5 protein-coding genes are annotated in these 6,994 nt (G+C 73.6%); 3 read left to right on the forward strand and 2 right to left on the reverse strand.

The genetic code is table 11. The features are described from left to right. Window positions 1-10: 10 nt before the first annotated feature. Entirely contained in the window at window positions 11-340 is a 330-nt protein-coding gene (locus E1258_RS28235; protein WP_007072262.1) for a hypothetical protein, read from the reverse strand. A gap of 177 nt (window positions 341-517) precedes the next feature. Between E1258_RS28235 and lpdA the strand changes: the two genes are divergently transcribed. The 3 genes from lpdA (at window position 518) to E1258_RS28250 (ending at window position 4,922) form a co-directional block, all read left to right on the forward strand. After that, a complete protein-coding gene (gene lpdA, locus E1258_RS28240; RefSeq protein ID WP_132406480.1) occupies window positions 518-1,909 on the forward strand; it encodes a dihydrolipoyl dehydrogenase in 1,392 nt (463 codons plus the stop codon). Window positions 1,910-1,982: 73 nt separating this feature from the next. Then, entirely contained in the window at window positions 1,983-3,803 is a 1,821-nt protein-coding gene (sucB, locus tag E1258_RS28245) for a 2-oxoglutarate dehydrogenase, E2 component, dihydrolipoamide succinyltransferase (protein ID WP_132406482.1), read from the forward strand. Between the two features lie 189 nt (window positions 3,804-3,992). Beyond that, complete coding sequence (locus E1258_RS28250) at window positions 3,993-4,922, forward strand: low temperature requirement protein A (protein WP_305847281.1); 930 nt, start codon at window positions 3,993-3,995, stop codon at window positions 4,920-4,922. A gap of 52 nt (window positions 4,923-4,974) precedes the next feature. On the opposite strand, the gene E1258_RS28255 is transcribed toward E1258_RS28250, so the two are convergent. Beyond that, the coding region (locus E1258_RS28255) for a tetratricopeptide repeat protein (protein ID WP_132406484.1) at window positions 4,975-6,994 on the reverse strand (2,020 nt) is incomplete at its 5' end.

Genomic DNA, 6,994 nt, shown 5'->3' on the forward strand with positions numbered 1-6,994 from the left:
GTGGCGCGGCTCAGTACAGCTCGGGGCGGCGCTTGCGGCGCTCGTTGTAGTCCCGCATCCGCTGCGGGTAGCCCATGAGGCGCACGTCGTAGATCGGGATGGCCAGCTTGTGGGCGAACCGGCGGGCCCCTTCCGGGCCGTCGACGCGCCGGCGGGTCCACTCTCCGTCGTCGGCGATGAGGATCACGGTGGTCTCGGTGACCGTGGTGCGGGGCTCGATGTACGCCTCGACCCCCCGCCGGGTCCGGACGAAGTTCTCAAGATGGTCGAGATCGGCGCGGTCGGGCGCGCGGTCCTGCCCCGCCGGGCGCGCCTGCTTGCGTCGTCGGAACAGCGCCACCGACCGTCTCCCCCATATCCGTCATCGAAACCGGTGCCAAGCGTACGTGTCGGAGACGTGTCGTTGGGCACCTCACTACGCGCCCGGTACGCGGTGGTGACAAGATGACCGAGGTGGGGTCTGTCCGTGCCGCCCCGCCATGACCCCCGATGCAGTGACGCGAACTGGGAGTTGGACGTGAGCGAGCCGAACGAAGCGACCTTCGACATCGTCATCCTCGGAGGTGGCAGCGGCGGCTACGCGACCGCCCTGCGCGCCGTCCAGCTGGGCCTGACCGTGGCGCTGGTCGAGAAGGGCAAGCTCGGCGGGACCTGCCTGCACAACGGTTGCATCCCGACGAAGGCCCTGCTGCACGCCGCCGAGATCGCCGACCAGACGCGGGAGTCGGAGCAGTTCGGCGTGAAGGCCGAGCTGGTCGGCATCGACATGGCGGCGGTCAACTCGTACAAGGACGGCGTGATCGCCCGCCTGTACAAGGGCCTGCAGGGGATGCTCAAGGGCAACAAGGCGATCACGATCGTCGAGGGCCACGGCCGGCTGGTCGCCCCGAACGCCGTCGAGGTGGACGGGAAGCGGTACACCGGCCGCAACGTCGTGCTCGCCTCCGGCTCGTACGCGAAGAGCCTGCCCGGCCTGGAGGTCGACGGCGAGCGGATCATCACCAGCGACCACGCGCTGACCCTGGACCGGGTCCCGGCCTCGGCGATCGTGCTGGGCGGCGGCGTGATCGGCGTCGAGTTCGCCAGCGTGTGGAAGTCCTTCGGCGTGGACGTCACGATCGTCGAGGCGTTGCCCCGGCTGGTCGCCGCCGAGGACGAGGAGTCGTCGAAGGCGCTGGAGCGGGCCTTCCGCAAACGGCAGATCAAGTTCAAGGTCGGCAAGCCGTTCGAGAAGGTCGAGAAGACCGAGAACGGCGTCCGGGTCACCATCGCCGGCGGCGAGACCGTCGAGGCCGAGCTGCTGCTGGTCGCCGTGGGCCGCGGCCCGCGCACCGCCGACCTCGGGTACGAGGAGCAGGGCGTGAAGACCGATCGCGGGTACGTGCTGACCGACGAGCGGCTGCGCACCGGCGTGCCGAACGTCTACGCGGTCGGCGACATCGTGCCCGGCCTTCAGCTCGCTCACCGGGGCTTCCAGCAGGGCATCTTCGTGGCCGAGGAGATCGCGGGCCAGAACCCCGCCGTGATCGACGAGGCCGGCATCCCCCGGGTCACCTACTGCGACCCGGAGCTGGCGTCGGTCGGCCTCACCGAGGCGAAGGCCAAGGAGCAGTACGGCGCCGAGAAGATCAAGACGTACAACTACAACCTGGGCGGCAACGGCAAGAGCCAAATCCTCAGGACCGCCGGCTTCGTGAAGCTGATCCGGGTGGAGGACGGGCCGGTCGTCGGCGTGCACATGGTCGGCGCCCGGGTCGGCGAGCTGGTCAGCGAGGCGCAGCTCATCTACAACTGGGAGGCCTACCCGGCCGAGGTGGCGCAGCTCGTGCACGCCCACCCGACCCAGGGCGAGGCCCTGGGCGAGGCGCACCTCGCCCTCGCCGGCAAGCCGCTGCACGCGCACGCCTGATCGAGAACTGATTCCGCGGCGTCCGGCGGCAGACGGGCGAGATCGCACCAGGGGAATGAAGGAGTCTTAGAAGATGCCGGTATCGGTCACCATGCCTCGGCTCGGCGAGAGCGTCACCGAGGGCACCGTCACCCGCTGGCTCAAGCAGGAGGGCGACACGGTCGAGGTCGACGAGCCGCTGCTCGAGGTCTCGACCGACAAGGTCGACACCGAGATCCCGTCGCCGGCGGCGGGCGTGCTGCGCCGGATCGTGGTGAGCGAGGACGAGACCGCCGAGGTGGGCAGCGAGCTGGCTGTGATCCTGGGGGCGGGCGAGTCCGCGGGCGAGGACGAAGCCGCCGGGCAGGAGGAGCCGGCCGAGGAGGCCGCCGCCGCGCCGCAGGCCGAGGCGGAGCAGCCGGCCGTCGAGCAGCCACCGGCCGCCGAGGCCGCTCCGGCGCCGGCCGGCGAGGGCACCCCGTTGAAGATGCCGGCCCTGGGCGAGAGCGTCACCGAGGGCACCGTCACCCGCTGGCTCAAGCAGGTCGGCGACACCGTCGAGGTCGACGAGCCGCTGCTGGAGGTCTCCACCGACAAGGTGGACACCGAGATCCCGTCCCCGGTCGCCGGCACCCTGCTGGAGATCAAGGTCGCCGAGGACGAGACCGCCGCCGTCGGGGCCGTCCTGGCGATCGTCGGCGCGGCCGGCGCCGCCCCTGCCAAGGCCAAGCCGGAGCCGAAGGCCGAGCCCAAGCCCGAGCCGAAGGCCGAGCCCAAGCCCGAGCCGAAGGCCGAGGCCGCCCCGGCGCCCAGAGCCGAGGAGCCGACGCCCGGCATGTCGTACAACGAGCCGTCGGCGGAGGCCGAGACGGCGGCCAAGCCGGCGCAGGCCGAGCAGCAGGCGCAGCCGCCGGCCCCGACCGCCACCCCGGCGCGCCCGACCGCGCCCGCCCAGGGCGGCGGCGAGGAGGCATCCGGGTACGTGACCCCGCTGGTGCGCAAGCTCGCCAGCGAGCACGGCGTCGACCTCTCCTCGGTCAACGGCACCGGCGTGGGTGGCCGGATCCGCAAGCAGGACGTGCTTGAGGCGGCCGAGAAGGCCAAGGCGGCGAAGGCGGCCCCGGCCCCGGCGGCGCAGCCCGCCGCCGCTGCGGCCCCGGCGCAGCCGGCCGCGAAGCCGCAGCCGAGCGCGAAGCGCGGCACGACCGAGAAGCTGCCCCGGATCCGGGCGACCATCGCCAAGCGGATGCAGCAGTCGCTGCACGAGATGGCGCAGCTCACCACCGTCGTCGAGGTGGACGTCACCAAGGTCGCCAAGCTGCGGGTCCGGGCAAAGGACTCGTTCCTGCAACGGCACGGCGTGAAGCTGTCGTTCCTGCCGTTCTTCGCCCTCGCGGCGGTCGAGGCGCTTCAGACGTACCCGATCGTCAACGCCAGCATGGACCTCGACGCCGGGACGATCACCTACCCGGACGCCGAGCACCTCGGCATCGCGGTGGACACCGAGCGCGGCCTGATGGTGCCGGTGATCCACGGGGCGGGCGACCTCAACCTGGGTGGCCTGGCGAAGCGGATCGCCGACCTGGCGGAGCGTACCCGGACCAACAAGATCAGTCCGGACGAGATCGCCGGTGCCACGTTCACGCTGACCAACACCGGCAGCCGGGGCGCGCTGTTCGACACCCCGATCGTGCCGTCGCCGCAGTCGGCGATGCTCGGCACGGGTGCCGTGGTGAAGCGCCCGGTCGTGGTCAACGACCCGGAGCTGGGCGAGGTCGTCGCGGTCCGCTCGATGGTCTACCTGGCCATGTCGTACGACCACCGGCTGATCGACGGCGCCGACGCGGCCCGCTTCCTGGTCGCGGTCAAGGAGCGGCTGGAGGGCGGCAACTTCGAGGCCGAGCTGGGCCTGTAACCGCCGCCGTCTCCCCCGACGGGCGCTCCGGTCACGCCGACCGGGGCGCCCGTCGGGCGTCGCGGGGCCGGCTGCTGGACGTCGCGCGGTACCGCGCGACGAGCTGAGCGAATCCGCCCGGAGGCCCGGCGGACGCTGCGAGAGTGGACGGGTGCGCGGCGAGCGGCGGCGGGGGCGCCTCGGGCCCGGATCTACTGGCACGTGCTGCGGGACCAGCCGGTGGAGAACCGGCACCTGATGAGACTCACTCCGGAGCTGGTGTTCAGCACCGCGCTGCTGCTCGCCGCCGCCCTCGTCCCGCACCAGCTCGCCGACCCCCACACCGGTGAGCTGGTCCGCGACGGGTTCTGGGCGGTCGTGGTCGTCTCCCAGTACGCCACCGGGCTGCTGGCCGGCACCGGGGGCGGCGAGGTGGCCTCGGCCGAGCACTGGACCGAACGGTACGACCTGATCCTGATGATCGCGCTCGGCGAGTCGGTGATCTCCGTCGGCGTCGGCACCAACCTGGCCGGCCGGCCGCTCAGCTGGCAGGCGATCACCGCCGCCGGCGTCGCCATCGTCCTGGCCGCGACGCTGTGGTGGCTGCACTTCGACGTGGTCGGCCCGGCGGCCCGCATCGCCCTGCACGCCGCCCAGGGCCGGGCCCGGGTGGCGCTGGCCCGCGACGCGTACGCCTACCTCTTCCTGCCGATGATCACCAAGTTGATCCTGTTCTCCCTCGGAGCCGAGCAGACGCTGAACCTGCTCAGCGAGCCGCACCCGTCACTGGCGGAGCCGCTGCGCGGTCCCGGGGTGCCGCTGCTCTTCGGCGGGGTGGCCTGCTACCTGGCCGGCGACATGCTCCTCCAGCTGCGCACCCTGCGCACCCTCACCTGGGCCCGCGCCGGCGCGGTGCTGCTGATCCTGGCACTGGTGCCGGTCGCCGGCCGGATTCCGGCTCTGGCCGCGCTGGTCCTGCTCACCGGGGTCTGCGTCGGCCTGGTGGCCGTGGAGGTGGTGGTGATGGCCGACTCCCGGCGCGCGCTGCGCCAGGCGGTCTTCGCCGAGCGAACCGCCCACGAGGTGCGGGAGGTCGAGTGGCGGCAGCGCTGGCACGACGACCGACCAGACGAGGAGTGACGGGGGTTACGGGCTGCCGGGACCACCGACCTGGTGACCGGACGCAGGTGACTCAGACGGAGGCGGACGCGGCCGGCTCCCGCAGCAGGGCGCGGATCTCGTCGGCCTCGGGGTCGCCGAGCTCCTCGAAGACCGCCAGCGCCTCCCGCCAGCAGGACCGGGCCGCTGCGAGATCGCCCAGGCCGGCCAGGGACCGGCCCAGCTCCAGCAGGGTCCGCGCCCGGCCGTGCGCGTTGCCGGTCGACACGTGCAGCCGAACCGCCTCCCGGAAGCGTCGGATCGCCCGCTCGTGGTCCCCCAGCTCGGCGTGGGCCTCGCCCAGGTTGGCGATGCAGATGGCCTCCGCGTACCGGTCGCCGGTGTCGCGCACGGCAACGAGAGCCTCCTCGTGGCGGGCGATCGCCTTCTCCGGCTCGCCCAGCAGGGCGTGACACTGCGCCATGTTCTGCAGCGCCACGCCCTCGCCCCACCGGTTGCCCTGGAGCCGGTGCTCGTCGCGGGCGAGGGCGAACGTGGCGAGCGCATGGTCGGGCCGGCCCGCCTCGGCGTGCGCGACGGCGAGGCTGTTCAGGGTCGTCGGACGCCAGTCGCGGTACCCGCTCGCCTCGTGCGCCCGCAGCGACTCCTGGTACAGCTCGATGGCCTCCGGGTAGCGCCGGCTCTCGCAGAGCGCCGTGGCCAGCCGCGTGAGCAGCGCCCCCTCGGCCAGCCGGTCGCCCAGGGACCGGGTGGCGGCGAGCCCGACCTCGCTGGCCGCCACCCAGTCCTCGCGCCGCTTGACGATGTACCAGTACGCCGACGCGGCGAGCGCGACCTGCCACGCGTGCCCGGGCAGCCCGTTCGCCGCTGCGGCCCGCACCACCGGCACGAGGCTCGACCGCTCGACCTCGCACCAGCTCAGGGCATCGGCGTAGCTGTCGAAACGCAGCGGCTCGACCAGGGAGGGCGGCGTCGGGTCGAAGCGGGGCCGGTGCGGCTGGAGCACCCGCTCGGCGGCGTCGATCGTGTGCAGGTACCAGTCGAGGACGCGGCGCAGCGCGAGCCTCCGCTCCTCGGCGTGCGCCGGCGCGCCGGCCAGCTCGGTGGCGTACGCGCCGACGAGGTCGTGGAACTGGTAGCGGTCCGGGCCGGTGCGGTGCAGAAGGCTGGCCCGGGTCAGCTCGCCGGCCAGCTCCCGGGCGCGGGGCAGGTCGACGCCGGCGAGCGCCGCCACGGCGGGGGCCCCCACGCCCTGGCCGGGGTGCAGGGCCAGCCGCCAGAACAGCCCGGCCGCCGGTGCCGACAGGGACCGGTACGACCAGGAGAAGACCGTGCGGAGGTTGGTGTCGGGGCCGTCGGACCCGGCGAAGGCGTCGAGGCGCCGGCCCTGGCGCAACTCGTCCACCAGGTCGCCGAGGGGGCGGTCGGGCAGTTCGAGCGCCCGGGCGGCGACGATGCGGATGGCCAGCGGCACATGGCCGCAGTAGTCGGCGAGCGCCTCCCGCTCGGCGGGCCGGGACTCGTGCAGGCAGCCGGCGACCAGGTCCGCAGACTCGGCCGGGCGTAGCGGGGCGAGCCCCAGTGGCACCGCCTGTTCGCGCACGACCAGCCCGAGGAGCCGTCGACGGCTGGTCACCACGACCAGGCCGGCGGTGTTGCCCGGCAGCAGTGGCCGGACCTGCGCGGCGTCGTACGCGTTGTCGAGGACGATCAGCATCCGGCGGCCGTCGGTGAGGCTGCGCAGCCGGGCGGCCTGGGAGTCGGCGGACGGCGGCACGGCCGACGGCGCCACGCCGAGCGAGAGCAGCAGCCGGGGCAGCGCCTCGGCCGGGGTCATCGGGGTGGCGCTCGGGCTGAACCCGCGCAGGTCGAGGTAGAGCTGACCGTCCGCGAACGCGTCGCGCCGCAGGTGGCCCCAGTGCAGGGCGAGGGCGGTCTTGCCGATCCCGCCCATCCCGTCGACGACGACGATCCGGGGGCGGCCGGAGCGCCGCCCGGCGTCGAGCTGCGCGTCGAGGGCCGCCAGCTCGGCCCGCCGGCCGACGAAACCGTCGGGCGAGTGGGGAAGCTCGGCTGGGCGTACGGGCGGCTGG

Origin of the sequence: Micromonospora sp. KC207 (assembly GCF_004348615.1) — a bacterium.
Taxonomy (GTDB): Bacteria; Actinomycetota; Actinomycetes; order Mycobacteriales; family Micromonosporaceae; genus Micromonospora.

Bases quoted from the DNA above. Each gene is read 5' to 3' on its own strand.
- sucB (WP_132406482.1), top strand. From the start codon at position 1,983: ATGCCGGTATCGGTCACCATGCCTCGGCTCGGCGAGAGCGTCACCGAG.